This window comes from Scardovia wiggsiae, assembly GCF_051045985.1.
In the GTDB taxonomy this organism is placed as follows: Bacteria; Actinomycetota; Actinomycetes; order Actinomycetales; family Bifidobacteriaceae; genus Scardovia; species Scardovia wiggsiae.
On record NZ_CP157350.1, the window covers coordinates 1,340,803 to 1,367,707 of the forward strand.

Here is a 26,905-nt window from a genome sequence, read left to right on the forward strand (position 1 = left end):
ACACCACCGTGCAGGGCACACATTCTCCTTAGAAAGGAGGTGATCCAGCCGCACCTTCCGGTACGGCTACCTTGTTACGACTTAGTCCCAATCGCGAACCTCACCTTAGACGGCTCCCCCCCACAACAGGTTAGGCCACCGGCTTCGGGTGCTGCCCACTTTCATGACTTGACGGGCGGTGTGTACAAGGCCCGGGAACGCATTCACCGCGGCACTGCTGATCCGCGATTACTAGCGACTCCACCTTCACGAGGCCGAGTTGCAGGCCCCGATCCGAACTGAGACCGGTTTTACAGGATCCGCTCCACCTTACAGTATCGCATCCCGCTGTACCAGCCATTGTAGCATGCGTGAAGCCCAGGACGTAAGGGGCATGATGATCTGACGTCATCCCCACCTTCCTCCGAGTTAACCCCGGCGGTCCCTTGTGAGTCCCCGGCACGACCCGCTGGTAACACAAGGCAAGGGTTGCGCTCGTTGCGGGACTTAACCCAACATCTCACGACACGAGCTGACGACGACCATGCACCACCTGTAACCCAGCCCCGAAGGGACACACCATCTCTGGCATCATCCAGGTTATGTCAAGCCCTGGTAAGGTTCTTCGCGTTGCATCGAATTAATCCGCATGCTCCGCCGCTTGTGCGGGCCCCCGTCAATTTCTTTGAGTTTTAACCTTGCGGCCGTACTCCCCAGGCGGGACGCTTAACGCGTTAGCTCCGACACAGAACCCGTGGAAATGGGCCCCACATCCAGCGTCCACCGTTTACAGCATGGACTACCAGGGTATCTAATCCTGTTCGCTCCCCACGCTTTCGCTCCTCAGCGTCAGTAACAGCCCAGAGACCTGCCTTCGCCATAGGTGTTCTTCCCGATATCTACACATTCCACCGTTACACCGAGAATTCCAGTCTCCCCTACTGCACTCAAGCCTGCCCGTATCCAGCGCAACCTACCGTTAAGCAGTAAGCTTTCACACCAGACGCAACAAACCGCCTACGAGCCCTTTACGCCCAATAAATCCGGACAACGCTTGCACCCTACGTATTACCGCGGCTGCTGGCACGTAGTTAGCCGGTGCTTATTCATAAAGTCCACTCACCACACCACACAGGCATAGCTTGCCCCCCTATAAAAGCGGTTTACAACCCGAAGGCCTCCATCCCGCACGCGGCGTCGCTGCATCAGGCTTGCGCCCATTGTGCAATATTCCCCACTGCTGCCTCCCGTAGGAGTCTGGGCCGTATCTCAGTCCCAATGTGGCCGGTCGCCCTCTTAGGCCGGCTACCCGTCGACGCCTTGGTAGGCCATCACCCCACCAACAAGCTGATAGGACGCGACCCCATCATATGGCACAAAAGCTTTCCCAACCAGACATGCATCCAGCTGGAGCATTGGGTATTACCACCCGTTTCCAGGAGCTATCCCCAACCATACGGCAGGTTAGTCACGCATTACTCACCCGTTCGCCACTCTCACCACCAAACAAAAGCCCAGTGGATCCCGTTCGACTTGCATGTGTTAAGCACGCCGCCAGCGTTCGTCCTGAGCCAGAATCAAACCCTCCACACAAAAACCGTAGAAAGCCCAACACAGGCCCACAAAAAATAAAATAAATTAACGAGCAAAACCACACCCCACAAAAAGGGCGCAGCCTCACACAAACAAACACCCACACCACACCACCCCAACAGGCAGCACAACATGAGCATTCTACTGGCAATCAAAAACCCAACCAAAAACCACACCCCACAAAAGGGCGCAGCCTTCAATCAGACCACAACTTACAAAAACATATAAGCATAAAAGTAGTACAAAACACGCTCTTGAGTTCTCAAACCACCACCACACACAGGAACCACACCCCCACACAGGAAGCACACCCCAACAGGCAGCAACAAAAAACAATACACCCCCCACCCCACCCCACACAACCCCGGCGTGTCGCACACCACACACACAACAAACCGCTGCATCAGACCGCGCCTGCTGTTTCTGTATCATGCCCCGCCCGGCCTCACACGCCCGGCTCCGTGCTTGACGGCTGCCCTCCCCCATACCGTCATCACTGTCGCTAAGCCTAAAAAATAAAAGCCGTTCCAGAAAGCTGTTCTAATGGATACCATGCTTTAACATCGCTAATATCACTAATTTATTACTAGTTCTTTTTATTATTGGCATCAACTTTTACAAAACCCGATACACGCTGCACCTGATAAAATATCAGGGTATTCCTGCAATCTTATACAGATAAAAACAACGGAAGAAAGCAGATAATGGCAGCAGATATACATAGCACCGGGACAGATACCGGCTGGGACAATGTTCCCCGAGAGCCCCAGGAGGCTCTGCAGGCAAGCAGCTCAAGGGGTAATAGCCCTTACAAAATCGCCGTACTGACGGGGGCAGGCATTTCCACCAGCGCAGGGATACCTGATTTCCGGGGTCCTGACGGCGTATGGACGAAACATCCTGAACAGATGGATGTTTATGATATCCAGGCATTCCTCACCAGCACTGAAGACCGCAAATATTCATGGCGCTGGCAGAAAGAATCGCCGGTCTGGAATGCGCAGCCCAGCATTGCGCACAAAGCCCTTGCTGACCTGGAAAAAGCCGGGATGCTGAGCGTCCTGGCAACGCAGAATTTCGACGGACTCCATGAGAAAGCCGGGAGCACGGATTCCGTAATAGTCAACCTCCACGGCACTATAGCAACTTCGCACTGCATGTCATGCCATAAAAAATACGATACTGCAGAAATCATGAATAACCTGGACAAGAACCCCGACCCCCACTGTCGGCGCAGGCTGCCCTATAAAAATGACATGCCATGCAATGGGCTGATAAAAACAGATGTCACATATTTCGGCGAGGCTTTGCCGGACGGTGCAATGGAAAAAAGCATAGAACGGGTCCGGCAGTCTGATGAATTCTGGGTGATCGGCTCAACCCTTGAAGTATTCCCTGCAGCAATGCTCGCCCCGGTAGCCGCCCGGGCAGGCATACCCATAATGATCATGAACATGGGCGAGACCCAGTTTGACCCGCTGGCAGCACGCCTGATACGCGAACCGATACAGGATGCCCTGCCGGAACTTGTCAGGGAAACTATTGCCATGCATAAAAAGCGGTGAGTACGGTGGGTATGGCTGATACGGATACAGGCGCAGCTGGGGGCGCAGGCAGGATGAACAAAACAGAAAGCACAGGAAGCGCTGGGGCCGCGGAAAGCCCGGGCAGCGCAGGCAATGCAGACAGGACAGGCAGGAATTCGCGGAAGGCTGCCGCATCCCGCTCCGATGCTTCTGCCCCGTCACACCATCATCTGCGCAATAACTCCCATACCCTCCAGCTCCTGTCCGGCGCAAACCGGATGCGCTGGCTTATTGCAGCCCGGGGCATCATTTGCGGGCTCATAGCTGGTGTGCTCGTTGTCGGGTACCGGGTGGGCATTGAGTACGGGACACGGTTTGCAGTAAGTGCCTACGCCTGGTTAAAGGGGCATCCGCTAGGCCTCCTCGGCTGGATCGCTGCCGTGCTGTCAGCCAGCTGGATCATTACCAGGCTCGTGCAGTGGGAACCCTCCGCATCAGGTTCCGGTATCCCGCAGACCGAGGGGACGATGCTCTGGGGGCTTCCCCTCCGCTGGGGACGCATCCTCATCGTCCGGTATGCGGGCGGCCTGCTCTGCAGTTTATTCGGCCTGTCACTTGGCCGCGAAGGCCCGTCCATCCAGATCGGCGCAGCAGCCTCCAAGGCAGCAGGCAGCAGGATGAGCCGCAATGCGATAGAAGAAAACACACTTATCACCGGCGGGGCGGCAGCGGGATTATCCGCTGCTTTCAGCGCCCCTCTGTCAGGGATGATGTTTGCCCTCGAAGAAGTGCACAAAAGCTTTTCGCCGTCAGTCCTCCTCACCGCAGTTACAGCTTCGCTGTCTTCCGACATCGTTTCAAAATACTGGTTCGGGCTGACCCCTGTACTGGATTTCACCCACGTTAGCCAAATACCGGTTGCACAGTACGCATGGCTCATTCCCCTGGGGATTGTTGCCGGCCTCATCGGCGCGCTCATGAACCGCATCCTCCTGGGATTCCAGACACTCTACTCAAAAATACCTGCAGTTGTCAGGCCAATGATAGCCCTGGCAGCTGCCCTGCCATGCGGGCTGCTTCTCCCACTGTCCCTCGGAGGAGGCTCCGAAGCCATCAAATTTGCTGAAACAGCCCGGGGGACACTGGCAATTCTGTGCATACTTCTGGCAGTCAGGATACTGTTTACGGGGATCAGCTACAGCAGCGGCGTTCCTGGCGGTATCTTCATGCCGATTCTTGCCGCCGGTGCTTTATCGGGAAGCGTTTTTGCGCATGCTATGGTTTCCGCAGGGGTACTGGCACCTGAAAGGACAGCTGCGTTCACCGTACTGGCGATGGCAGGGACGCTGACTGCGGCAGTAAAAGCACCGATCACTTCTATCCTGCTCGTTGTAGAAATGTCCGGATCACTTGTCCATATGTTCCCTGTTGCTGCTGTAGCTTTCGTATCCCTTCTTATCTCTGATGCCCTTCACATCAGGCCGATCTACCCTGCCCTGCTTGAACGCTATATGAAACAGCATGAGGGTACAGATATCTCAGCCATGCCGGTACACAGCGGGATGCTGGAGATCCCCATTGAGATCGGCAGTATGGCAGCAGGCAAACGGATACACGCCATCAGCTGGCCTGACAGTACTTCCGTCATTACCATCCGTCGGGGAGAGCAGGAGTTTGTGCCCCGCCACGACAGCATGCTGCGTGCAGGGGATGCTATAGTCGTTATTTTCTCGGGGGAAGATGAGCGCAGCGTGCGCCGATCATTATCAGAAATATGTGAGATGCCGGAAAACGGGTACTGATTTTTATCTTCTATCGCAGTATTGCAGTATCTGCTGCAGCAAGGCGGGCGGGCCCGCTGGGGCTCCCCAAGATAGGCTAGGAGTATAAAGTACAGGGGTATAAAGTATAAAGCGATAACAGGGTCATATTCGCGGATTTTCGGCTGCTGAGATATCCGGCTGAGAAGACGGATCCGGAAGAAACGGGGAAATACTACCCAAGCAGGCTGTGCACGGAAATGATCTGCTCGCGCGCAGCGCCCACACCGATCGCAGAGATACGGCATCCGGACAATTCTTCCAGCCTGTGGACATAATCCTGCGTAGCCTGGGGGAGATCATCGAACTTCCGGACAGCGCTGATATCTTCATCCCATCCCGGCATCTCTTCATATACAGGCTCAGCCTGTGCAAACGCCTCCTGGTCCGTCGGCATGGCAGTATGCCTTGCAGCAGCACCACCCTGCCCTTTGATATCGTATGCGGTACAGATAGGGATACGTTCAAGCCCGGTCAGCACATCAAGCTTGGTGAGCACGATATCGGTAAGCCCATTGACTCCAGCTGCATAGCGGCTGACTACGGCATCAAACCATCCGCATCTGCGCGGCCTGCCGGTAGTGACGCCATACTCATGCCCCTGCGTCCGCAGCCATTCGCCCTGCGCATCATCCAGCTCAGTAGGGAAAGGCCCTTCCCCGACGCGCGTAATATATGCTTTTGCCACCCCTATCACCCTGCTGATTTTTGTGGGGCCAACACCGGTCCCTGTGCAGGCTCCTCCAGCCGTAGGGTTGGATGATGTCACAAACGGATATGTCCCATGGTCGATATCAAGCATAGTCGCCTGCCCGCCTTCAAAAAGAACGGTCTTGCCCTTATTCAGCGCAGAATTCAATACGTTCTGAGTATTCGCCACATACGGGCGCAGGCGTTCACCCAGTTGGAGAAGTTCATCGGTGGTTTCATCTACATCTATTGCCCTGCGGTTATACAGTTTGATAAGCATCTGGTTTTTCTGATGCAGGGAGGCCTCGACTTTATCCCTCAGATGGCCCGGGTGGTAAAGGTCATGGACACGTATGCCTACGCGGTTTATTTTATCAGCGTATGTCGGGCCGATCCCTCTTCCCGTTGTGCCAATCTTATGCTTGCCCAGGAAACGTTCTGTTACTTTATCGATCACACGGCTGAACGGGGCAATGATATGGGCGCTGTCGCTGACCAGCAGCCTGGAGCAGTCAACACCCCTTTCCTGCAGCCCGTCGATCTCCCGGAACAGGACTTCAAGGTCAACAACCACCCCATTGCCGATCACAGGGATGACATTAGGGCTGATGATCCCTGAGGGCAGCAGATGGAGGGCGTAGGATTCATTCCCCACGACTACAGTATGCCCGGCGTTGTTTCCGCCGTTAAAACGTGCAACATAATCGACTTCCGTACCGATAAGGTCGGTTGCTTTGCCTTTGCCCTCGTCCCCCCACTGGGCTCCAACCAAAACGATTCCAGGCATATGCTCCCCTTTGCCTTTATATTTTCCTCTGCCCCTGGTCAGCCCGGCAGCCCGGTATCAGAAGCAGAAATCCGCTTTATTCCAGGGTCCAGGCCGCTCAGCGCAGCGCCTTGCCAGCCGAGCCGAGGCCTGTGCAGGCCTCCATGACCCTGGCAGCCATAGAATCCTCAGCCTCCCGTCCCCATGACCGCGGGTCATACTCAGCTTTATCGCCAATATTGCCGTCAACTTTCAGCACTTTATCGTAATTGCTGAACATATGCCCTGCAATAGCACGGGTAAAAGCGTATTGCGTATCAGTATCCACATTCATCTTCACTACCCCGTAGGAAACAGCTTCCGCGATCTCTGCGGGGAGCGACCCTGAGCCTCCATGGAACACGAGAAGGAACGGCTTCCCGTCGGGAGCCTCTGAAGGTTGGGGTATAAGACCCCTGTTGATCACTTTCTGAGTCTCGGACTGGATCTTCCCCAGCAGTCCCGGGCGCAGCTTCACATATCCCGGCTTATATGAACCGTGGACGTTGCCGAAAGTAAACGCTGCCATATAGCTCCCTTTTTCACCCATACCAAGGCGCTGTGCAACCTGGAAGGCATCTTCAGGAGTGGAATACAGCTTATCGTCTATAGCCCCGGTGATACCGTCTTCCTCGCCTCCCACAGCACCGATCTCGATTTCCAGGACAGTATGGGCTTTTACTGATTCTGCCAGCAGCTTCTCGGCAATATCAAGATTCTCTTCAAGGCTGATTGCCGACCCGTCCCACATATGCGACTGGAACGTGGGTTCCTGGCCATGGGAAACCTCATCCTGCTCTATAGCGAGGATAGGCCGCACCCATTCATCCAGATACTGTTTTGCGCAATGGTCCGTATGCAGCGCAACCGTATTATGCGTGTAGTGTTTCGCAACTTCATGGGCATACCGGGCAAGCGCCATTGACCCTGTTACACGGTCATTCACCCTTTGCCCGGACAGGTAGGCAGCAGAACCGACGGATATCTGGATGATACCGTCAGACTGCGCATCAGCAAAACCCTGCAGCGCAGCATTAAGGGTCTGCGTACTGGTCACATTGATAGCGGGATAAGCATAGCCGCCTTTACGGGCAGCATCAAGCATTTCAGCATAACGTTCCGGTGTTGCAATAGTCATGGCTCTATTATCCCACGTCTAACCTACATAAGGAAGGCCACGAAAAAGACTTGTTTCAGTCCCTGAGCTCGTAGCCTGCTGCGTCCCTGTGCCATGGGCTTCCCGGATTCGAGCAGAGGATTATGATCCCCTCAACAAAGCTCCATATTGCCGAAACGAACGGGCCAATTATGATTATCCACCCGATAACGGTCAACAGCAGCTGGGCGACTGCCTTGCCAGTGTACCCCAGATAAAAATTATGGACGCCGAGGGTCCCCAGGAAAATCCCTAAAAGGCCTGCGGCAATTTTAGAATGGGTCCCTGCCCCATACGGCATCTGCATGCCATAAGGGCTCTGCGGCGCATACTGGGGGCCGGCATTATATCCTGCATTATAGGGGGAACCGCCCTGCGGCCCATATGAATTATATGTGCCGGAATTGCCGGAACCTGTATAGGCAGAAGGTCCGCTCTGGCCTGGCTGGGGACCTGTACCCGGCTGCTGCTGATAAGCATAGCCTTGCTGTGTATACGGCTGCTGGTAGGAAGCCCCCTGCTGGGGACCCTGGTAACCGTTCTGCTCCCCAGCGTTCTGAGGATGATTATTATTTGCTTCTGACATAAGTTTTACTGTACCAAGATGAAGGGAGGACTGACACGCTGGCCCTGTTGCCGGTGAGGCTCCTCTGCCATGCCCGCTTGCAGTATCCTGCGGATGCTGATATGAACGCCGGCTGCATACCTGACACCGCAATATCTGCAGCCAATATAATCCTCCATATATACTGCTTTATAGCAGCCCCTCTCTGTTCTTTTAGGGGAGGGACAGACCTTTACACACGCAAAGAGGTTATAGTATGGCAGGTTTCTCCAGTGAAAAAGAACGCATGCTGGCAGGCGAACTGTATATTGCCAGCGATCCGGAACTCAAGGAAGACAGCATGCGTAAGCGCCGGCTCGTACACGCAATAAATACCTCTGCATACGATGCTTTCAACGAACGCGAGGCCCTGTTCCGCGAACTGTTCAAAAGCCTCGGCGATGGTGCATTCCTTGAGCCGCCATTCAACTGCGATTACGGCTCAAATATTAGCATAGGCCGTAATTTCTACGCGAATATGGGCTGCATTTTCCTTGATGTTGCGCCTATCACGATCGGCGACAACGTATTCTTCGGCCCACGGGTAAACCTGCTGACACCGTACCATCCCATAGATGCTGAGACCAGGAACAGCCAACTGGAAGGCGCGCTCCCCATCACGATCGGCAATAATGTATGGTTCGGCGGCAATGTGACTGTCTGCCCGGGTGTCGTTATCGGTGATGACGTAGTGATCGGGGCCGGTTCTGTGGTCGTTAAGAATATCCCGTCCCACAGCGTTGCAGCAGGCGATCCATGCCGGGTGATCCGCGGTATCACTGATAAAGATAAAGAATACTGGCGCAGCAAAGCTGAAGGGTACAGGCAATGGAAAACCGGCCTGTGATGCTGCTGGAGCGGAGACGCCCAAAAAATCTCAAAGCTGAGGTTTTTTGTAAGACTATAATTCAATTCACACAATTAAAGGATATTGAGATGGAAAATTTAAAAAAGGTTTCAGGACTGATAACCCCCCCCCTTATTGCAGGCGTACTTTTGGCTGTTTCCCTGCCGCAAGTAGCATCTGCAGGCACAATAACCGATGATTATCATCAAAATCTCCAGATATTATCCGGATTAAGCGGAAAGAAGGCATCAATTCGAAATAAAGCTGCAAGCCGTGCCAGAAAATATATTGGCCGGGATTATAACGCCGCATACCTGTACGGGAACAAGGATGACCGCGGTGCGTTACACTGCGCCCAACTGGTGTGGGCAGCTTATTGGGTACGGAGCTCATATTGACTTGAATGCTCGAAGCGGGGATGACATAGTATGGCCATGGGATTTGAAAGATTCCTCTAAAGCCGTTACTTATGCCACAGTAAGGTAGAAGCTGCTATGGCTCCGGAACAGCTGCTTTACAGATGGCGGGGAAAAGTTGATCTTCTTCTCCGCCATCTGCTAAAAATTAGCTTATTCTTTTCTTTTATCCTTTCGACCGGTTGCGGGCCTGCCCACCCTGAAGTACTATCAGCAGATCAGACAAGTCTAAAAGATGTTGTTGCTGCTATTGCCATCAATCCTGAATATGATAAGGTGCACGACCGCAGAACAGGATATGTTGCCTTACTCCGTAACAATGGCTCGTATTCTTTAGTCCATACAAAAGGTATGGGCCTGCAAAAATTACTATGGACTAAAAAAGGGCTGTTCTTTTCAGATTATGAAAATGATTATTTTTTTAATAGTAACGGCAGCACAGGTATAGTGACCCCTAACAGAAAGACATATATACAAAACCAAATAATAGAGCAGAAAAATGGGAAACCTCTAGCAACGTTCGATGAGGGATTCGACAATGTATCGGGCAAGCCCAAAAATATTCTGCAGGTATTCGACCATACAGATGGAACGCAACTGTATCAAATCGTTCATTTCCCCTTTCACACAGTAGCCTCCTGTGATACAGGGGTTTACGGACTTGATCTGGAAAACCTCATGCTGAACAGTCACGAGCGGCTTACACTACAAAGAATTTCAAGGAAAATCTCCGATGAAAAGGGATTTTCCATAGCAAATCCTGATGACAGATTTACTCCCGTTTCTGACGATACAATGCCATGTCTTAATAACGTAGTCTACGGTATCGGTATTACCAGCCAGAAAGAGGATTCGTACGCTGCTAGTTGGGAGATATTGAAGTGGAATACGTTAACAGGTGAAAATTCGTTTATTCCCATAAAAGAGCCATCAGGGAAAACATTGATAGTGGAAACTTCTGAACCATTTTCATATGAAGCTGCTTCCTTGGATAATGGGATCCTAACATTTATGTTTAATGATACCGGCACAATCTATCAGATAGAACTATCGACTGGAAAAATTATCAGGACGGTCAGGCCCGACAACGGTAAACATACGCACAAGGAACTTCTTTTCCATGAAATGCATCTAACCGAGCGGCATATTTTTACACTTTTCACACCCGTTTCCAAACATAGCCGGCAAACTTCGTTGCGTATCCTTGACAGAAAGACGCTGCGCCAGGTTAAAGAGATACCTTTACAGCGCTCACTTGTTGAACTTTTAAACGGTAAAAGCCAACGGCTGTTTCAAACATCTTTTGCGGTAAACCCCAATTACTCATAACTTGCTTCTCTAAACATCTATGGAGCGGATGACGGGAATCGAACCCGCCTTTACAGCTTGGGAAGCTGTCGTTCTACCAATGAACTACATCCGCAGGAGCCCTTTAATGCAGGCCGGATAGCTTGCTATATGGGGCACCGCATCTGGGCAACGGTTATTAGTGTAGCACATGCGCGCACTATGTTTGCTAAAAAACGTTTGCGCGTGTTCCGCTTCTGCGAAGCGCAGCCAGCAGGGCCGGATGGATCACAGCCCGCTGCCCGGTGGCCGGGCCGGTACAGCACAGCATAGCCGCCAGCTCCAAGGACCGCGGGCTAGTGCTGCATATACTGTTCATCAGCAGGGTCCTGCACCGAACTTTCGCCGTACATCTCGCGCTGCATCTCCTCCAGGCGTGCAATACGGTCTTCAGTGGGAGGATGAGTGGAAAACAGCCGGCTCACTGTGCAGGTATTAAAAGGGTTCGCTATCATAACAGCTGACATCGTACGGGTCGCATTCGTCGGGCGCAGAGGGCGCTCCCCTACGCCTGCTTCGATCTTACGCAGGGCATTGGCCAGCGCCTGCGGATCTTCGGTGAGCCTGCTTCCGTCTTCATCGGCATCATATTCACGGGTACGGGAGATTGCCATCTGGATAAGGGATGCCCCTATCGGTGCCAGTACCATAGTCAGGAGTGCCCCAATGGGGTTCCCCCTTCTTCCGCCGTCACGGTCTGACCCGCCGCCGAAATACATCAGGGAGTATCCGAGGTATGTGATCACCATAGACATTGCCGATGCTATGGAGGATGTCAGGATATCGTGATTATACACATGCATCAGCTCGTGTCCGAGCACACCGCGGATCTCCCGGTAATCAAGTATCTGCAGTATCCCCTGCGTGCAGCATACCACAGCATGGCGTTCATTGCGCCCTGTTGCGAAAGCATTCGGCGATTCAGCAGGTGCAACGTATATCCGGGGCATAGGTTTCCCGGCTTTCTGGGACAGCTCGCGCACTATGGCATACAGATTCGGGGATTCGTCTTCTGAAACTTCGCGCGCCCCCATTGCTGCCGTTGCTATCCTGTCTGAAAACCAGTAGCTCCCCATCGTCATAACTACTGCTATAACAACATAATATGCCAGCGTAGACTGCCGTGCCCCGGTCAGGAACCAGATAATAAATATAACAGCCCACATAAGGCCAAAAAGGAGTATGGTTTTCAACCCGTTTGCGTACCCATGCACTCGAAATTTTTGGTTATTCATAGTATCCTTTATCTTTCAGCGGGTTGGGATCCGCACGAACGCATCACTTCTGCATCGGTAATTTTGATACGGTCCCTGCCCGCTTTTGCCCCTTCGGCTTTTTCGCAGGCATCGATACGATGCCAGGCATCATAATCCAAGGGGCTGATACCGCGTGATGCCAGCAGCTGTCCAATAGTGTCAGGCTTATCAGCACTGCCGGCTCCATCTTCAGCCCTGAGCTGCCCGGCCTGTGCAGCACGTGCCCAGTCCTCAAGGATATTCCCCACAGTTTCCAGCGCATCCGATTTTGTAGACCCTATCAGGCCTACCGGCCCGCGCTTCGCCCATCCGCTCGTATACACAAACGGCAGAATCCCGAAACCGCTGCCTGCCTCCGCGGTATCAGAGGTATCAGGGATATTACCTGAGATAACACGCCCATTTTTATTTTTCAGAGTATACCGTATTTCATCGTAGGGGATACCGCTGATCTCTGCAGGCTTATAACCGATAGCATGGTAGACCGCTCCCACAGGATAGTCGGTATATTCCCCGGTCCCTGCCATAACGCCGTCGGCGGCGGTAACAGTCCGCTCGATACGGACGGCCCGCACTTTCCCGGAATCGCCGAGTATCTGGACCGGATTGGAATTAAAGTGGAGATAGCACCGCTGTTTTGCAGGCTTCCCTTCAAAATCAGTACCGAATCCAGGCCCGGGACCGGCTTCAGCCCCGTCAGGGCCTGCCATATGTTCTGCCAGGTCACGTACAGCAAACAGCTCATCTATCATCTGGCGGGTCAGCTTGTCTTTCGATGCCTCACGCATTACGGCATCATCAATATCAAAATCTTTCCGGTCAATGATTATCCGGACACCGGGAAGCTTTTCCAGCTCACGCAGCTCCTGTACGGAGAATTTTGCCTGGACAGCTCCGCGGCGCACAAAAACATGGATATCCCTGGCCCTGTTTGTAGCCAGCCCATCATAAACATTCTGGGGGATATCCGTGCCCAGCAGGTCGTCAGGATACCGCATAAGCATGCGTGTAACATCCATCGCTACATTGCCGCCGCCTATCACCGCTACCGTTTCAGCGTCAAGCGGCCACACCGGCGGGGTACCGGGATATCCGTCATACCACTCTACAAAACGTGCTGCGCCATATACTCCTCTCAGGCTGCGCCCTTCAATGTCCAGCGGACGGTCGTCAACAGCACCGGTGGAAAAGATCACAGCATCGTAGTATCCCCGAAGGTCTTCAAGCGTTATATCCCTCCCGAATTCGACGTCTGCGAAAAGCCGGATATGCGGGTTGCTGAGCATTTTATCGAGTGCGGCAGTAATGAATCTGATTGCCGGATGGTCCGGGGCAACACCATACCGTACGAGGCCAAACGGGACGGGGAGCTTTTCGAAAATATCAACATACGCTTCGGCGGGAAGCCCCAGATCCGGACCCTTCTGCTGGAGCTGCTGAAGCAAAATATCCGCGGTATATATCCCGGCCGGGCCCGCCCCTATAACGGCCGCACGCAGCGGCCTGCCTGCCATGCCGGCGGTATTCTTATCATCAGTCATAGTTTTTATACTATCCTATACAGTCCCGTTACCATAGAAATCTAGAACAGGAATCCATGCAGCAGGATCCTGCGGCAGAAGCACGGCAGGTATACAGCAAAAGCCAGCCGCCCGGTAATGGGCAAGCTGGCCTTTGCCGGTCCGTTAATCCGTTGCCGCCCTTTCGGCTTATTATGCCAGACGGTTGAACGGATTCCTGCGCCACTTGCGCCGCCTGTGCCGGCGCACCAGGAATACAGTGATACCTGCTATAAGGGCAAGCGCTGCTATAGTCCCTGCGATCACACGGTTGAGTATGCCAGGAGTCCTGGTTATGTACTGCCACCAGTTAGCCGCAATGGTTACATTCCCGTACGTTGTTTCCGTTGCATTCCCCGCACGGTCATAGGCTTTGACCGTAACAGTATGGTTCCCGCCGTCAGCCTGCATCGTATAGCTTGGCGGCTGCGACAGGAAGTCCCTGTTATCCCACGCCTGCACTTTTCTGCCGTCCACATAAAGCTCTACCCGCTCAGTGGCCATATTATCGCGGGCATAAAGGGAAAGGTCATGCGACGGCCCGTAATACACCTGGTTGCTGCTGAGCCCCAGGACTGCCGCAGCCGGTTTCTTCGCATCAACAGCAAAATTGACTTCAGCATCCGCTTTGCGGTTGGGGGACTTGTTATCCATAGTGTTCTGCGCCAAATTCCCGGCCTTATCGGTAGACGTGAGCTGGACCCGGTAGTAGCTGTTGCCTTCAAACAGGGAAGCCGGGAAAGTATATGTAGTCAGCGACCAGCCTTTGTCCTGGCTGTTGTTCACTGAATACTGGGATTTATCCAGCGGCAGGACACGTGAATTTTTGATCAGGTTTGCCTGTACCGAGTTATCATTCAACCCGCTGACGTTGGTCTCGCGGATCACCACCTGCCGGGCTTTCTTGACGTACTTCCCGCGTATGTCCTGCGTGGAATCATCGAAAGAATACACGGACCCGAACCTGTTGACAGAGAATACGACTGTTTTCGTGACCGTATTCCCCGCCTTGTCCTGCGCAGTAGCACTGAGAGTGTAGAAATCGTCGTACTTGACCTCATGCGGGAAATCAGTATAGGTGACATCCTGGGTAGTAGGCGTATTGCGCACTTTCGGATATACATACACCGAAGACCCTTTATTATGTGATGATTTCAGTGTATATGTCGTCCCGTATTCGTCGAGGTTTGAATCCGATGAACTGATCTGAGGCGCTACAGCACCCGCATACGCTGATTTGTCAACGACCCGGGAGATGTCGAGCCTCGGCATCGTCTTGTCAATAATGAATTCAGGCTCCTCCACCTTTTCAGACGCATTGCCGGCAAGATCGGCAGATACGGCTGAGATGGAGTAATGCTCCTCGCCGGTAAAGGTCACCGTAGCAGTGTAGGTCCTGTCCCTGCCTGCACCGCCGTCTTTCACCGCCCATGGGCTTACAGCAGGGGCAGGCAGGGGGCGTCCGTCATCGCCTTTCGCCGTTACAGCGATATGGGTGCTGCCCATGTCCAGGTTGCGGTCAGACACAGTGACGGTTGCTGTCCTGTTGGCGTTATAGTAATTGCCGTTTTTCGACCTGTTGTTGTCAAAAGTGAGGGTCAGAGACGGTTTAGTGGCATCAACAATGAACTCAGCCTCATAAGGGTCAGCTGAAAGCCCGCTCGGATCAGTTAGCTGTGCCGACAGTCTCCACTCACCGTCGCTGTCGCACTTGACCTGTGCAGTCCACGTATCCTGCCTGCCTGGAACCTGTGTGAACTTCTCTGCGGCCACCGTTGTACTGCCGCCATCATGCCCTACTGTAACAATAGCCCGCTGAGAGTCATTCTGTATGATCAGGTCAAATACAGGGTCCGTTACCGTAACTGTTGCAGTACGGCCTGAAGCATAGTACTTTCCATTGCGCACGGAATCGTTATCGTAGGCAACAGCGATAACCGGCTTTTCGGTCTGCACAATAACGCCGCGCACCCCTTTCTGGGCGATATTGGAAGCATACTTTGCCTCGTTCCTGTCATTTTTGACGAAATCCGAAAGCTTGAATGTGGCTGTATTGCCGGCAAAGTCAGTTATGGTGATATCGGTATCAGCGAATGCCAGCCTGTCCCCATTCTTCTCAAGCGTAAACGATATAGTGTCATCATCTATATTGAGCTTCGGCGTGCTGCCGTCTGCATCGTGCCCGTTATACTTGGTGAATCCGGTTGCATCAGGGTCTATTCCCGAAAGATGGTCTGCCATCCCGCTGAAAGTAACTTTCACAGGCCTGTCAGAGAAGAGCCAGTTCCACACCGGATCCCCTGCCGGTTCTACTGCCATCCGCGATATCTTCGGCGCAGTATGGTCAATAACAAATTCGATGCCTTCATCATTGATGCCTTCAAGGAGGCTTGCGGAAACGTGGTATCTGCCTTCATCACTGACCTTGCGCTCATAGGCTGCTGAAACCGTATTATCATGGGATGTGAACGTGAAATCGGTCAGCGGTATCTCAGACACCTGCGGATCAGCGGAACCAGCCTTTGTGGTAACTTTTACTTTAAGGCCTGTGATCTGCCTGTATGCGTCTATCCATTTATCTGTAACGGTAACAGTCTCAACGACTTCACCCCGGTAATATTTGACGCCGTTATGTTCTTTCGGCTGGGCATTCCCGTCGGAAGGCCGTACGGTGATTGCAGGCTTAAGCGACTCGGCCGCACCATTGTTGACAAGTATAGCGTCATACTGCTTGCTGGCAACGCTATTTGACAGTGTCTGCCCGTCAGGGTCGGCAACCAGCGGACGTCCTGCCCTGTTGCGCGCCTGTATGGCAATATCAGACAGGTTATAAAGCCCGTCATCGCGCAGTGTCAATTCATAAATGACCTTTCTGTTCCTGCGTGTGCTGGAAACCTTCCGCAGCCATGAGGAGGCATCTGCCGGCTGGGGGCTGCCATCCAGCGAATCGGCCTTTTTCACCGTAACTTTTACGCTTTTCAGATCAATACCGCCGCCGTCATTGACGGTGATCCTGATCTTCGGCTGCGAGCCCCGGATCAGGACGTTAGCCTGCTGCAGGCGTATACTCACCTTTTCGGCCAGATCCCTGCCCGCCTCAGCATGCGGGACCTCAGCAGATATTTTCGGGGTGCCTGTGTCAACAGTAAAATCTGATGCTTTCCCTATATCAGACCCAATGCCGTATTTAACTGTATATGCGGCATCTTCAAAAGAGCCGCCGAGCTTTTCTTTTGCCTTCGACAGCTGTGCGGTAACAGTGAAGCTGCCGTCCTGCTGTCCGCTGACTGCCAGGTCATCGCCGGAAAGCTGGACCCGAGCGCCTGTGTCATTATTAGCCACTGTAACAGTATGCTTTGCGATCCATGCTTTTTTGAGGTCATCAAGTTTGTTGATATACGTATTGCTGACTTTTGCAGAAGCCTTAGCCCCGTCCAGGCGTGAAGCGGCGGTAATCGTAGCATCATTGTCAACAGTTTTGCCGTCTGCATCTGTTACATTGAGCGATATGCCTTTATCGGTATCTGTAAGGAGGAAGGAGCTGACGCCGCTGCCCTGCAGCGATTCTGTGGCTTTCACGGACGGGTTCTGCGGGGAGGACTTGCTTTCTGCTATAAGGCTGGACAAAGTTTTAACCACTGTTCTGGGTTTCCGGGCAGAATCCGTGTAGGTAAGGGTGAACCGTATATCACCGAATGCATAGATGCCTTCATCATCCAGCCCGAGCCGGAAGGTTTTTGTATTATCCCCATCAGCTTCCTGCCGTACTTCATCCATAGGGACAGTACGCGGCTGGCCCGGGACTTTATGCTTATTGCCCTCACTGTCAACAGTTGTATACTGGTACCGCGCGTCCACGCCGGACAGCTTTGAAGCCCCCGATACGGTAAGTTTCAGTTCCGAATGCAGGGGTGAAACCAGATATGCCCCTACAGCATTATTCTTATCTGCCATCGAGTACGAGACCCCTGTGATTGCAGGTTCATCAGGTGCCGCATATGATGCCGGCGCCGGGGACGCCAAAATCCCCAGGCCGAGCACTGCACCCATGATTACGGCTGCATGCAGGAGTACCTTTTTTATCTGGCTGATCTGTTTGCTGTTCATTATCCTGTTCCTTAATCTTTGTCTTTTCTCTATTTACTCAGAAGCAGCAGCCTCTGTCCCATCAGTCCCATCAGAAGTATCATCCGAAAGCGGCGGATCCTGTATCCTGACAACAGTCCCTGCTTCACTATCAGAGCCTGCAGGCCGCACAGGCACGCCGATAACTGTTTCAGATTCATCGCCCATATCCCTGTTATCATCAGGGATGCTTGTCAGCGCCTCATCATCGGAGAGGGAAGGGCTGGGGAAACTTTGCCCGGTTTTAGCCACGCGCATCTGGATCAGGCTGTGGTTCCCGCCGGAAGAACCGGTTCCCGATCTCCTGCTCCCTGACCTGGATGAAGAATCCGTGGCCTCTGCACGCCACAATGCATGGCGCGCACGCCTCAGGCTGGAGATCTCACGCTCAGCCGTCTTTCCGCTCAGACGGTTGTACACTATCCTGATCTTCAGGACGAAGAAGAGGATAACGGCAGCAACTGCCAGGACTGCGGCAAGGCAGAAAAGGACTATTGCTATCGTATGCCAACTATCGGGCCTCATTATTACCTACTTTCCTGGCGTCGACGAAGCCATCAATAATGGACTGCCTGGTATTGTTTTCCTGATTGAGGATGGCCTCTTTCAGTTCATCCGTGGCATGGGAAGTCGTTGAAGTATCCTTCGCTATCGCCATGCACCGCTCAGCAAGCGCAAGCATGCGGGATTTGTCGATCTTATCCGCACGGAATTTACGTGTATACGTGCTCAGGACGTTCTGGACGAACTGGGAAACGTAAAGGCGCATAACTTCGTTGCTTTCATTCTGCACGGTATTTACAAGCTGTTCAAGCTCCGTGAAATAGCCTCTGAATTTGCCCCTATCCGTACCCTGGACTATCTCAGGGACAACCTGGGTATTGAAAGCTGCAATATCTGCATAAGTCTGCGCCTGCTTCTGATACTTGAATGCCCCTGTATCGGCCGCATCACGCATCCACTGCTGCGAATAACGGATCCGTTCGTACTGCAGGGAAATGGGATCCGCCTGCGCACTGCCAGACTGGGAATCCGCATAATAGAACCAGTACAGCAGCCCTGTGTCATAGCATAGCTGGGCCCAGCGGATCTCATCTGTTTTGAGAACCCCCTCATTGGCCCGGACCGCATCCGTGTACTGAACAGCTTCATCGGGCGTGAACTTCCCGTCAGCCCTGTACCGCTTAAGCATCCCCTCGAAAGGTTCTATGGACTTCGGGCGGAGGGCGGCAGCCTTCTTATAGAAATTTACCGCTTCAGCTTTCCGCGGCTCCTGGCGTGCTGCACCCATCCAGTAGTCAAAACTGTTATTCCTTGTGATAGCTTCTGCGCCCAGCGCCCCGAGGCCCAGCACAGCACACAGGACAGAAGCCGCCAGGACTGCTACGAAGGAATACCACTTACGTTTAAGTGCCCTGATATGTGCGTCATCTTCCTCTTTGTAATGCCTGAGTGCATAAGCGAATTCCGCACAGCTCTGGTACCTTTTATCAGGATTTTTATCAATAGCCCTGTCGATGACCTTTTCAAGCCCCTCAGAAAGTTCCGGCCGGTACTGCCTGATCGGATAGACCTGCTGAGTAGGGTCAACCCCTGTAAGGAGGAAATGCAGGGTCATGCCCAGCGAATACACGTCGGAACGGGCATCTGTAACGGCACCTTTACTGAACTGTTCGGGCGAACCGTACCCGGGTGTCCCCAGGTTGAGTATCCCCTGGGCAGCCTCTTCCGCTGAGTGGACAGGCTTGCCTGAAATATGCGCGATACCGAAATCGATCAGCATAACAGTACCGTCAGGCTTAAGCATAACATTGGACGGTTTCATATCTGAGAAAACGACAGGGGGCTTACGGCGGTGGATATAGTCAAGCACACTGCACAGCTGGATACCCCAGTCAACGACTTCCTTCTCGGTGCACTGCTGCTTCTCGCGACGCACTTCACGCAGGGTCCGGCCCTCAATGTAATCCATGACTACATAAAGGCTTCCATACTCGTCAACAAGGTCAACGATGCGGGGGATCGCAGGATGGTCAAAGGCTTTGATAAGGTTGGCTTCCTCTACAAGGCTCCGGACAATTACCTCGCGTTTATGCTTGTCTTCGACATTGCGGATTTCCTTAACAGCCCACTGCTTGTTAAGGGTCTTGTCTATTGCCAGGTAGACAGTAGACATTCCGCCGGTGCCGATCTGTGCGATGATACGGTACCGTCCGCCGACTATGTCATTTTCACGGGTCATAATGAATCCTCTTCACTTCTTGTCCCATTAATTATTGTGCCGCTTTTGGCTGGCTGTTTTCAGTCAAAAGTTATTACTACTTCAAATTCTACATCAGACAGCGAAAAAGTCGAACCGCTCCGCAAAACTGTCCTGCCACCTGAGGGCAAACGAACCCCTTTTACAAAGGTACCATTCGGCGAGTTATTGTCAATAAGGGCAAAAGCATCTGCGCTAAGATACTCAAGTATTGCATGTATCCGACTCATTGTAGCTTCGCCGCCCATATGGATATCCGCTGTTTCAGAGCGCCCGATAGTCGCCCTCAGTGCTTTCATACGGGCTGTATAGCCATCGCGCTGCCGTATTACGGTAAAGACCGGAATATGAACAGGAGTGCTGCCGGGCTGATCCGCAGGGGGCTCTGCCTGCCGCGGCTGCGATGCCTGCGCTGGTGATACCTGCTGCGGCATTTGCGGATACGCCAACGGTGTCTGCGGGGCCGCCTGCGCAGGCATACCCGACGGAGAGGCAGGCTGCCGGAGCGGCTGAGCCTGCACTGCTGCGCCTGAGGTGTACAGGCCGGGCTGCTGCTGTACCATCGGCTGCGATTCCTGCAGGCCGTATAAGGATGGCTGCTGGGAATACTGCTGTACCGGACTGCCCTGCGCCGCTCCTGCAGAAGCCTGCGCAGTGCCCTGCCGGGCAACAAGCTGCGATGAGCTTGTACTACCTGCCTGGGCAAAACCTGCGCCTCCTGCGGACGGCATCATCGTCAGCAGCGCTGAATCCACAACCGGAGTATATGCATTATCATCTTTCCGTGATGTATCAGGTACCCGGGAAACTTCTTTCACAACAGACTCGCCTAAAGAGCCGTATTCCACAGCACCATTTTCCCCAAGGACAGTCCCTACAGGATCCCAGCCTGGCCCTTGCGCAAAACCGTCGGCCGGCACAGAGGCAGCGGGAGGGGCCGGCAGAGGAGGCTGCAGCTGCATCGCCTGTGCTGCCGGCTGCCGGTTCTGTGCAGCGGTACCCATATCAGGGCTGAGGAACTGCCCGGAGGACATACCCGCCTGCGCTATCACCCCTTTTTTCACCATCCAGTCCCGCAGCGTAACTGAAGAGAATATCGGATTGCGCCGGACATAATCGCGTACGATCTCAACATAAATATTCCCGTCATCATTAGGGAAATGTACTTTTGAAGCATCACTGAGATACATCAGCAGGTCGTTGGCAGTTGGACGCCCCGGCGCAATTCCGTGCGCAGGGACAATGATATACACGGGATGCGGCACAGGCTGGCTGATATAAATATATTTTTTATCCCACAGCACACTTTCCGTAGGCGCTGAAGCCTCAGTACATATATCGGTGATGTCTGCCACGGACCGGATAATATCCTGGTACTGTCCGACAGATATCTTTGCCTCCATGAATTTCCTGATTTTCATGCAGCCGGTAATATCATAAAACAGGACAGCGGAATCGCCTTTTATCTGATATTTGAAAGGCGGCAAAAAGGGCAGATCTGTATGCTTCAGCCGTTCCGCCAGCGCATAATTAAGGGTCTCCCGGCCAGTCAGAGTGACACGTACCGTCCTGGCCTTTGTATGCCAGTCCCTGACAACTCGAACTTTCATGATGCTGTCCCCCTAACGCCCTTTACTGCGTTATATCTTCCTGTATGCGACAAGTAGCATGATATATTGCCATCTGTGTTTTTGGTGTGCTGGTTGGGTTTTACAGATCAAGCAGCGCAGCATAATGCGCGTTGATACCCGCCGGCATACAATCAATAGACATAATTATATCGTGTCCCTCCACATTCTCCACCGTAACAGGATAATACCGCGACGCATGCTCCTGAGCCGCATCCACCAAAGCCGCCCTGTCAGCATGGGCAACAGACGCATCTGTCTGCCCCTCATCCACAGCAATATCATACACAACCGCCAAATGCCAATCCACAGAAGGATCATCATACCGAAACTCATACGCAGCAATATGCCCATACGGACGGGGAACCTCCACATAATTAAGCAGATACCGGTTACTCCCTGAAGCGAAAGGCCCATACCCCAACGGAACCCAAACCTTCTGACGGAAACAATACTCCTCAAACTTATCCTTCAACGGCACAAAATGAAAAGCAGCATGACGGTCCTGCACCTGGGCATAACTGCCGCTCATAGCATTCCCTACACTATACAAAAAACGCCCACTCAGCTGACTGGCAACCCCCTTCGCCTTCTTCGCCCCATTCGCAACACGAACACCACCGCCACCAGACCTCCGAGCCGCACGAACCCCAAAAACCGCAGCGATAAGCCCGCCAACCACAGCAACAACAATAAGAATATCTGACAGTACTTGAAGCCAAGTGGGCATAGAATCATTAGTCGTATAATGAACATAATAATTACAAACCATAGTATTTGTCCCCCTTTTGGGTGCTTAGAATTTGAAACTTTATAGTATGCGGAAAGTATCCCTAAAGGTTTTAGCATCAGCTTCTGAAACACCGAAAGCATCCAACGCATAAAAACCATGTTTTCCGAGAACGATACCTCGATAAATCTTTATTGCTGCATTTTCTTCCGCTGTGGTCGTATAGACAAAAGACATATGCCCATCAATCGTGGTGTAATTCAGTTTTTCATCCTTTACACCGATAAGTCTGGCAAATTTAAGCAGCAGCTCCTTTTTCTGGGTATCAGTGAGCGCATCCGCATCTCCATCCTGGGAAGCAGAGAAATGCCCATAAGACACGGCATAAACCATATTTTCATTACTGTCAACAATTGCATCCCGCTTATAAGTTCCAGCTCTATCTTCATAAGTGTCCCTTATAGGGGTTCCGGGGAAATAAGCAGAATACCCGAGGTCCTTAGAGGTAAATTTCTTCCACCCCTTCGGGGCATTGACAGGAGAACTGGAAACCGGATGCGACGACCCGATAGAAAACCTCACACTGCACGCACCCAAACCAGCAAACAACGGCAACGAAACAAGAACCGCCAATATTCTCGCTAACTGCTTCTTCATAATATTTCCAATCTATAATTACAGCTTATCCTATACAACCGTCTAAACCGGTGTTAAAACAACAAAAACCCATGAAGACCATAGGATCCGCCACAAAATAATTTATAGTATAAATTATATATTCTTTGTATATCCCACCGAAACAACGATACGCAGAGGCATTCAACCTTTTCACAACGGGTTATATCTGCGGTTCTGGTGAGGATTCTACAGTATACGGAAAGTATCCCTGAAAGTATTGGCCTGGGCCTCAGACACGCCAAAAGATTCCAACCCATAAAGGCCTTTTGTGCCGAATACAACAGCACGGCGGAGGACGAGTGACGAGTTTTCTGTAGCATGAGAAACATATGTAAACGCAAGATACCCGTCAACCGTGGTGAAAGTAATATCGCTCTCCTCTAAGCCGATCAACTTTGCAAAATTAGTAAGGACTTTCTTTTTCTGCGCCTCATTGAATTTTTCTGCATCTGCCTTCTGCGAGGAAGAAAATCCCGTAAAAGATACAGAATAATTAATATCCTCACCGTCGCCAAGGGTTGAATACCGTATATAACTGCCGCCATTATCCTTATAAGTATCCCTCTCAGGAGTTCCTGGAAAATAAATGGAATACCCTAGCTCAGTGGAAGTGAATTTTTTCCATCCCTTCGGAGCGCGGACAGCCGAGCTGGAGGATGGCGAATTAGGGGTAAATGTTATGCTGCACGCGCCCAATCCTGCCAGTAAAGCTACAGATGCTGCAGCAGCATATACTCTAATTAAAGATTTTTTCATTTTTCCTCCGAAATTCATATATAACTTAATACCCTTTGTCAGGATACACAAGTTTCCTGATTACTTTCTGAATTTGGCAGAAGAGGCTAATCCTGACTATTCCCGATTCCCAGCGGCTCCGAGGGGAGGAGGGAAAAAGAGTGGAGAAGGAGAAAGGAAAAGAAAGAGAAGCGAGGCGGAAAGGGTCCTGATAACAGCTGGCCTGGGAGCCTGCAATTACTGCATACCCTCAGGCCAGCCAGCACATAATTTCCGGAATGCTCTGGAAATACCCTTATATGCTTTGTCCTATCCTCTACTTTTCTGCTATGCGGATTGATGACAGGAAGCCATGGATCTTCTTCAAATCCTCAGCAGCACCCTCACCAGCAACCGTAGAATGAAAACGATACACATCAGCAACACCATCATGACGGACAGTCAACACCGCCAAAGAACTCGCCAACGGACCAATCTCATGATCATACGTATACTCAATAACACTCCACTCCTGACCCAAATCATTAACACCAGACTGCTGGCCAGTCACATGGGAATTCTTCAACGAAGCAACATACTCCGACATCTCCCCCATAATCACATCACCAGCAATATCACCAGAACGACGATCCAAAGCCACCACAGTATTAGGCGAAAACACCTCCTGCGGATGAATAACACAAAACAGCACATGATCAGGATGCGTCACAGACCACCCCTCCGGAATCTCAAACGAAAACCCCGGAATACCCACTGTCTCTTTACTCGGAAAAAACAACATACAAACCTCCAATACAGTATGCGTTATCAGTTATATTTTATACTTGTGTTCTGATCAGCTCCGATTAGCTGAACAATCCCTTGAAGAAATGTTCCCCTTCGTCAACTATGGAACCTACATCAAGGCTTATTGTCCCGTGGGCACCGGCACCTACACCAAGAGTACCGCTGGCTCCGGCGCTGACAGTCAGCTTCCCGTCTTTGAACGTAATACCGGCATGGCCATCGGCGCCTATACCGGCACGGGCAGAAGCATCACCGGAAAGCGAAAGCGGACCAAGGTCAACCTGGCCGCTGGCCTCAGCCTTCGCACCGGCAAAGGCTTCACCGCTTACAGAAGCACCAACCGACCCGTCATCACCCTTACCAACTGTTGCCTTGCCGTTAGCTTCCGCACCGGCAAAGCCTTCAGCATGGCCGGAAGCGCCAACTCCGCCGAAGGGAAGGTCTTCTCCAAGGTGGACACTGCCATCGGCAGAAACCGTTGCTCCGGCAGAAACTGAAGCTTCCCCGGTTAATCCATTGGGACCTATGCTTCCGCTCGCACTGCCCTTGGCAGAAACGTCAAATTCCGCTTTGCCCGTAGCACTGGAACGCATACCCAAAACACTGCCATGTGCACTTGCCTCCCCGGATGCATTGAATAGGGTGGCTGTCCCTGAAGCCTCACCTTTAATGGACATGTTCCCATTTTTATCTACGGTTATGCTCCCGCTCTTGGAACCATCCGTGCACAGTTTTTTAGTACCGCCATGGGCATCGAAACTGAAGTTATCAGCAAGCATCTGGGCAGTCTCCTGCTGGGCGGCTGTGGTAATCTCAGGGGTAACAAATTCACCGGAAAATTCAGAAGAGTATTTGCCGTCAAAATCGCTGACAGCCGTGCTGAATGTAGTCCACTTCGTTTTAATATCGCGGTATTTGGTGGCCTGATCAGTAGTGTACGTGTGCACATCGTTAAGGGAAGAAATAATAGTGTCCCGTTCCCCCTGCTCATTATCAAGCTCACTGGCACGCGTGACGAAATTATTTGCCTCAGTAGCGAACGAATCAGCAGAAGTTGCCGCATCCTCAAGGCTGTTGCCAAAATTGCTGTCAGGATTGCACTTAACCTGCTTTTCATCCTGAGGGCTGGTCCCTGCTTCTGTAAACACGTCCTTATACTTAGGCTGTAAAGAATCAGTCGCATCCGAAGCCGCGTTAGACAGGGAGGTTGCAAAAGTGCCGTATGCAGTCTTGAAGCTGTTCATTTTAATATCTGCAGCATTATAGCTGGTCTCAGCCGCCTGCGCCCATCTGCCGTCCTGCCCCTGCAAAGTTTCAATATTCTTCTTCCGGGCATCGCTAAATTTAGTTTCATAACTGGTTTTAGCCTCAGTGACGGAATCTGATACCGATTTGATATTATCCGTATTTATACGAAACATTGTGGTACTCCTTTCAATAAGATCTGTTAGCTGATGATGTCCAGTTACTTATGTTTGCCTGATGAACGGCGTGAACTGGTGCTTCCATGCCCCGGATAAGTTGTATTGTTGGATTCACTGCGGGTTGAAACTGACCCGTCCGGACCGCTGGTGCGGGTAGTCCTTGAGGTGGAAACATTTGTTTCCCCAGTTCCAGGGTTATGCGTATCTGTGCGCTCCTCAGAAGTGGAGTACATACCATCATTGTCACGATATGTACGGGTTTCACTGTTTTTCTCCTCAGTAACATTCCCATTCTCATCGTATGTGGTTGATTTTTCCTTCCCTCGGTGGGCACCGCGAACGATTGTATTCCCATCTTCTTCATAGAAGGAATTCTTGCCATCAGAAGAGCTGAACTGGTAAGAGAGCTCCCCGTCAGCATTCGTGAAAGTAGTGACAGCATTAGTCAGGGCAGTAGAATATGTAGTCAGCGCGGTTTTGATACCGTCAGCAGCTGTAGCAACCTGGCCGATCCGCGTAACAAGGGCATTGTACGCGGCGCCTTCGCAGCCTGACAGGGTATCTGTCAGCCCCTGGGTGTCAGTGCCTAGGGTACCTATATCATCTGCCTTCGTTTTGAAATCCCCGCCAGCCTCGCTGACCTCCCCTGGCTTCATGGTGATCGTGCTGGAAGTCTTTCCTTTTGACCCCGTTGAGCCGCCGCTGCTTTCGCCGCCGCCTGACCCGGAGGAACCCGAGGACCCTGATTCTCCGCCTTTTGCTTCTGAACTGGACATATCTTCTACCTGCTTTCATTATTGTTGCTGGTTGTTAACAGCTTCCGCCGTTAACGGTTACAGCTGCATATAGAAATATTTCCCTATGCTAATCCTGATGATTATGCTGTACCCTATATTTTTGTTTCACTATCGATAAGATCAATAAGTTTTATTACTGTCAGA

The 26,905-nt window shown here is 52.1% G+C and carries 20 protein-coding genes, 1 tRNA gene and 1 rRNA gene; 5 read left to right on the forward strand and 17 right to left on the reverse strand.

What is annotated here, in order from left to right:
* Nucleotides 1–32 precede the first annotated feature (32 nt).
* Nucleotides 33–1,572: ribosomal RNA gene (locus ABKA16_RS05715) — 16S ribosomal RNA — on the reverse strand.
* Nucleotides 1,573–2,276: 704 nt separating this feature from the next.
* Here ABKA16_RS05715 and ABKA16_RS05720 point away from each other — a divergent pair.
* Both ABKA16_RS05720 and ABKA16_RS05725 read left to right on the forward strand, forming a co-directional pair.
* Nucleotides 2,277–3,137, forward strand: coding sequence for an SIR2 family NAD-dependent protein deacylase (locus tag ABKA16_RS05720; RefSeq protein ID WP_381000094.1), 861 nt, complete (start codon nucleotides 2,277–2,279; stop codon nucleotides 3,135–3,137).
* A gap of 11 nt (nucleotides 3,138–3,148) precedes the next feature.
* Nucleotides 3,149–4,900 carry a ClC family H(+)/Cl(-) exchange transporter gene (locus ABKA16_RS05725; RefSeq protein ID WP_381000093.1) on the forward strand — a complete coding sequence of 584 codons (1,752 nt, stop codon included), beginning with the start codon at nucleotides 3,149–3,151 and terminating at the stop codon, nucleotides 4,898–4,900.
* A gap of 193 nt (nucleotides 4,901–5,093) precedes the next feature.
* Here ABKA16_RS05725 and ABKA16_RS05730 read toward each other — a convergent pair whose 3' ends face one another.
* The 3 genes from ABKA16_RS05730 to ABKA16_RS05740 form a co-directional block, all read right to left on the reverse strand.
* Nucleotides 5,094–6,395, reverse strand: a complete 1,302-nt coding sequence (locus tag ABKA16_RS05730; protein WP_381000091.1) for an adenylosuccinate synthase — start codon at nucleotides 6,393–6,395, stop codon at nucleotides 5,094–5,096.
* 97 nt (nucleotides 6,396–6,492) lie between these two features.
* Entirely contained in the window at nucleotides 6,493–7,551 is a 1,059-nt protein-coding gene (gene fbaA, locus ABKA16_RS05735) for a class II fructose-bisphosphate aldolase (protein ID WP_381000089.1), read from the reverse strand.
* Between the two features lie 55 nt (nucleotides 7,552–7,606).
* Complete coding sequence (locus ABKA16_RS05740) at nucleotides 7,607–8,155, reverse strand: TM2 domain-containing protein (RefSeq protein WP_381000087.1); 549 nt, start codon at nucleotides 8,153–8,155, stop codon at nucleotides 7,607–7,609.
* A 235-nt stretch (nucleotides 8,156–8,390) separates the two neighbouring features.
* Here ABKA16_RS05740 and ABKA16_RS05745 point away from each other — a divergent pair, with 235 nt between their 5' ends.
* The 3 genes from ABKA16_RS05745 (at nucleotide 8,391) to ABKA16_RS05755 (ending at nucleotide 10,765) form a co-directional block, all read left to right on the forward strand.
* Nucleotides 8,391–9,020, forward strand: a complete 630-nt coding sequence (locus ABKA16_RS05745) for a sugar O-acetyltransferase (protein WP_381000085.1) — start codon at nucleotides 8,391–8,393, stop codon at nucleotides 9,018–9,020.
* Nucleotides 9,002–9,418 carry a hypothetical protein gene (locus ABKA16_RS05750; protein WP_381000084.1) on the forward strand — a complete coding sequence of 139 codons (417 nt, stop codon included), beginning with the start codon at nucleotides 9,002–9,004 and terminating at the stop codon, nucleotides 9,416–9,418. The genes ABKA16_RS05745 and ABKA16_RS05750 overlap by 19 nt, the downstream gene beginning before the upstream one ends.
* 96 nt (nucleotides 9,419–9,514) lie before the next feature.
* Nucleotides 9,515–10,765: a hypothetical protein gene (locus tag ABKA16_RS05755; RefSeq protein WP_381000082.1), complete on the forward strand. Its 1,251-nt coding sequence runs from the start codon at nucleotides 9,515–9,517 to the stop codon at nucleotides 10,763–10,765.
* A gap of 20 nt (nucleotides 10,766–10,785) precedes the next feature.
* On the opposite strand, the gene ABKA16_RS05760 is transcribed toward ABKA16_RS05755, so the two are convergent.
* The 13 genes from ABKA16_RS05760 to ABKA16_RS05820 all read right to left on the reverse strand — a co-directional run bounded on the left by ABKA16_RS05760 (nucleotide 10,786) and on the right by ABKA16_RS05820 (nucleotide 26,740).
* Nucleotides 10,786–10,859 (reverse strand) — tRNA-Gly (locus tag ABKA16_RS05760).
* Between the two features lie 220 nt (nucleotides 10,860–11,079).
* Nucleotides 11,080–12,018 carry a zinc metalloprotease HtpX gene (gene htpX, locus ABKA16_RS05765; RefSeq protein WP_381000080.1) on the reverse strand — a complete coding sequence of 313 codons (939 nt, stop codon included), beginning with the start codon at nucleotides 12,016–12,018 and terminating at the stop codon, nucleotides 11,080–11,082.
* 8 nt (nucleotides 12,019–12,026) lie between these two features.
* On the reverse strand, nucleotides 12,027–13,580 hold the full coding sequence (locus tag ABKA16_RS05770) for a glutamate synthase (RefSeq protein WP_381000079.1): 1,554 nt from the start codon (nucleotides 13,578–13,580) through the stop codon (nucleotides 12,027–12,029).
* Between the two features lie 171 nt (nucleotides 13,581–13,751).
* A complete protein-coding gene (locus ABKA16_RS05775; protein WP_381000077.1) occupies nucleotides 13,752–17,705 on the reverse strand; it encodes a hypothetical protein in 3,954 nt (1,317 codons plus the stop codon).
* A gap of 33 nt (nucleotides 17,706–17,738) precedes the next feature.
* Nucleotides 17,739–18,248: a hypothetical protein gene (locus ABKA16_RS05780; RefSeq protein ID WP_381000075.1), complete on the reverse strand. Its 510-nt coding sequence runs from the start codon at nucleotides 18,246–18,248 to the stop codon at nucleotides 17,739–17,741.
* Nucleotides 18,235–19,965, reverse strand: coding sequence for a serine/threonine protein kinase (locus ABKA16_RS05785; protein ID WP_381000073.1), 1,731 nt, complete (start codon nucleotides 19,963–19,965; stop codon nucleotides 18,235–18,237). Before ABKA16_RS05785 ends, ABKA16_RS05780 begins: the two co-directional genes overlap by 14 nt.
* Before the next feature lie 59 nt (nucleotides 19,966–20,024).
* The gene (locus ABKA16_RS05790; protein ID WP_381000071.1) at nucleotides 20,025–21,593 is read right to left on the reverse strand and encodes an FHA domain-containing protein; all 1,569 of its coding nucleotides are present in this window, start codon (nucleotides 21,591–21,593) and stop codon (nucleotides 20,025–20,027) included.
* Nucleotides 21,594–21,693: 100 nt separating this feature from the next.
* Nucleotides 21,694–22,143: a hypothetical protein gene (locus ABKA16_RS05795; RefSeq protein WP_381000069.1), complete on the reverse strand. Its 450-nt coding sequence runs from the start codon at nucleotides 22,141–22,143 to the stop codon at nucleotides 21,694–21,696.
* Between the two features lie 279 nt (nucleotides 22,144–22,422).
* Nucleotides 22,423–22,998, reverse strand: a complete 576-nt coding sequence (locus ABKA16_RS05800) for a hypothetical protein (RefSeq protein ID WP_381000067.1) — start codon at nucleotides 22,996–22,998, stop codon at nucleotides 22,423–22,425.
* Nucleotides 22,999–23,205: 207 nt separating this feature from the next.
* A complete protein-coding gene (locus ABKA16_RS05805) occupies nucleotides 23,206–23,775 on the reverse strand; it encodes a hypothetical protein (RefSeq protein ID WP_381000066.1) in 570 nt (189 codons plus the stop codon).
* A 295-nt stretch (nucleotides 23,776–24,070) separates the two neighbouring features.
* Entirely contained in the window at nucleotides 24,071–24,535 is a 465-nt protein-coding gene (locus ABKA16_RS05810) for a hypothetical protein (protein ID WP_007147995.1), read from the reverse strand.
* 64 nt (nucleotides 24,536–24,599) lie between these two features.
* On the reverse strand, nucleotides 24,600–25,961 hold the full coding sequence (locus tag ABKA16_RS05815) for a hypothetical protein (RefSeq protein WP_381000064.1): 1,362 nt from the start codon (nucleotides 25,959–25,961) through the stop codon (nucleotides 24,600–24,602).
* Nucleotides 25,962–26,005: 44 nt separating this feature from the next.
* Nucleotides 26,006–26,740, reverse strand: coding sequence for a WXG100 family type VII secretion target (locus ABKA16_RS05820; RefSeq protein ID WP_381000062.1), 735 nt, complete (start codon nucleotides 26,738–26,740; stop codon nucleotides 26,006–26,008).
* Between the last annotated feature and the right edge of the window lie 165 nt (nucleotides 26,741–26,905).

Bases quoted from the DNA above. Each gene is read 5' to 3' on its own strand.
- ABKA16_RS05740 (WP_381000087.1), bottom strand. From the start codon at position 8,155: ATGTCAGAAGCAAATAATAATCATCCTCAGAACGCTGGGGAGCAGAAC.
- ABKA16_RS05805 (WP_381000066.1), bottom strand. From the start codon at position 23,775: ATGAAAAAATCTTTAATTAGAGTATATGCTGCTGCAGCATCTGTAGCT.
- ABKA16_RS05785 (WP_381000073.1), bottom strand. From the start codon at position 19,965: ATGACCCGTGAAAATGACATAGTCGGCGGACGGTACCGTATCATCGCA.
- ABKA16_RS05815 (WP_381000064.1), bottom strand. From the start codon at position 25,961: ATGTTTCGTATAAATACGGATAATATCAAATCGGTATCAGATTCCGTC.
- ABKA16_RS05800 (WP_381000067.1), bottom strand. From the start codon at position 22,998: ATGAAGAAGCAGTTAGCGAGAATATTGGCGGTTCTTGTTTCGTTGCCG.
- fbaA (WP_381000089.1), bottom strand. From the start codon at position 7,551: ATGACTATTGCAACACCGGAACGTTATGCTGAAATGCTTGATGCTGCC.
- ABKA16_RS05790 (WP_381000071.1), bottom strand. From the start codon at position 21,593: ATGAAAGTTCGAGTTGTCAGGGACTGGCATACAAAGGCCAGGACGGTA.
- ABKA16_RS05810 (WP_007147995.1), bottom strand. From the start codon at position 24,535: ATGTTGTTTTTTCCGAGTAAAGAGACAGTGGGTATTCCGGGGTTTTCG.
- ABKA16_RS05755 (WP_381000082.1), top strand. From the start codon at position 9,515: ATGGCTCCGGAACAGCTGCTTTACAGATGGCGGGGAAAAGTTGATCTT.
- ABKA16_RS05750 (WP_381000084.1), top strand. From the start codon at position 9,002: ATGGAAAACCGGCCTGTGATGCTGCTGGAGCGGAGACGCCCAAAAAAT.
- ABKA16_RS05795 (WP_381000069.1), bottom strand. From the start codon at position 22,143: ATGAGCGGCAGTTATGCCCAGGTGCAGGACCGTCATGCTGCTTTTCAT.
- ABKA16_RS05775 (WP_381000077.1), bottom strand. From the start codon at position 17,705: ATGAACAGCAAACAGATCAGCCAGATAAAAAAGGTACTCCTGCATGCA.
- ABKA16_RS05730 (WP_381000091.1), bottom strand. From the start codon at position 6,395: ATGCCTGGAATCGTTTTGGTTGGAGCCCAGTGGGGGGACGAGGGCAAA.
- ABKA16_RS05770 (WP_381000079.1), bottom strand. From the start codon at position 13,580: ATGACTGATGATAAGAATACCGCCGGCATGGCAGGCAGGCCGCTGCGT.
- ABKA16_RS05780 (WP_381000075.1), bottom strand. From the start codon at position 18,248: ATGAGGCCCGATAGTTGGCATACGATAGCAATAGTCCTTTTCTGCCTT.
- ABKA16_RS05720 (WP_381000094.1), top strand. From the start codon at position 2,277: ATGGCAGCAGATATACATAGCACCGGGACAGATACCGGCTGGGACAAT.
- ABKA16_RS05820 (WP_381000062.1), bottom strand. From the start codon at position 26,740: ATGTCCAGTTCAGAAGCAAAAGGCGGAGAATCAGGGTCCTCGGGTTCC.
- ABKA16_RS05725 (WP_381000093.1), top strand. From the start codon at position 3,149: ATGGCTGATACGGATACAGGCGCAGCTGGGGGCGCAGGCAGGATGAAC.
- htpX (WP_381000080.1), bottom strand. From the start codon at position 12,018: ATGAATAACCAAAAATTTCGAGTGCATGGGTACGCAAACGGGTTGAAA.
- ABKA16_RS05745 (WP_381000085.1), top strand. From the start codon at position 8,391: ATGGCAGGTTTCTCCAGTGAAAAAGAACGCATGCTGGCAGGCGAACTG.